This is a genomic window from Microvirga zambiensis WSM3693 (assembly GCF_016735695.1).
Lineage (GTDB): Bacteria > Pseudomonadota > Alphaproteobacteria > Rhizobiales > Beijerinckiaceae > Microvirga > Microvirga zambiensis.
Window position 1 is genome coordinate 1 of record NZ_JAERQD010000194.1, and the last position, 1,159, is coordinate 1,159.

Sequence of the window (1,159 nt, forward strand, 5' to 3'; positions counted from 1 at the left end):
ATACCAAGTCCCATTGATCAGAACGCATGAGCCCAGTCCCGTAAGCCAATGGACATGATGGTCCAGGGTTGGTCGATGAGTTTGGTCCAAGCCGCGCAGCAATGATCGAGAATATCGGTGTAGGACGTGAACACCCTGTTGGAGATCCAGTTTTCCCTCATAAACTGCCAAATGTTCTCGACCGGGTTCAATTCAGGCGCTTTCGCGGGCAGCCGTAGCAAGGTGATGTTGGGCGGCACCCTCAGCTTGCTCGAGACGTGCCAGCCAGCCTGATCCAACAGCAGCACCGCATGCGCCCCGGGCGCCACGGCCTGCGAGATCTCGGTCAGATGCAGGGCCATCGCCTCTGTCGTGCACCGCGGCAGCACCAGGCCGGCTCCCTTGCCCTGCGCCGGGCAGATCGCCCCGAAGATGTACGCCGAAGCGGTTCTTAGATCCCGCGGGGCCGAGGGCCGCGTGCCACGCTTGGCCCACCGGCGCGTGATCTTGTTCTTCTGACCAATCCGGGCCTCATCGGCAAACCAGATCTCTAGGGGCTTGCCATCGGCCTCGTTGGACGCGATTTCCGCCACACGCGCGGAGAAGTTTTTTTAAATGCCGTCACCGCATGCTCGTTCTTGGCATGATGGCGCGGCCGAGCCGAGAGCTTGCGATAGCCCAAGGCGCGCACCTCCCGGCTCAGCGTTTGCTTCGAGATCGGCACGCGGTACTCATCCCAGAGCCACTGGATCAAATCCCCCAGACGCCAGCGCACCACCCCGTGCACCGCCGGGATCGGGCCCGCCTCGATCATCTGCACCAGATGCTGACGATGCTGTTCGGAGAGCCGCGAGGGCTGGCCGGTCGGCTTGCGGTCGATCAGCCCCTCGGGTCCGTGTGCATTGAACTTGAGCACCCAGTCACGCACGATCTGCAGCGTCACCCCGCCGATCCGCGCCGCCTCGGTGCGCGAGGCGCCCTCATAGATCGCCGCCAACGCCAGAAGCCGCCGCGCCTGGGCAGCGTTCTTGGTCTTGCGGGCCACGGCACGAAGCTGAGACGCATCAAAGTCAGATCGCAGTGGGGTTGGCATGGCGAACCTCCCAGGTTCACCAAAATGAATCACACCCATCCCGGTCCGAGAAATCACGAAAGAGTCAGACCTTCAGGGACTTGGTAT

At 62.6% G+C, this 1,159-nt stretch carries 1 protein-coding gene; it reads right to left on the minus strand.

Annotation, left to right across the window (positions count from 1 at the left end; genetic code table 11):
* Positions 1–17: 17 nt before the first annotated feature.
* Positions 18–1,072, minus strand: a protein-coding gene (locus tag JKL46_RS34835; protein WP_201843024.1) for an IS630 family transposase whose coding sequence is annotated in 2 segments (ribosomal slippage) — positions 18–542 and positions 545–1,072 — 1,053 coding nt in all. Because the reading frame shifts where the segments join, the coding sequence is not laid out codon by codon here.
* Between the last annotated feature and the right edge of the window lie 87 nt (positions 1,073–1,159).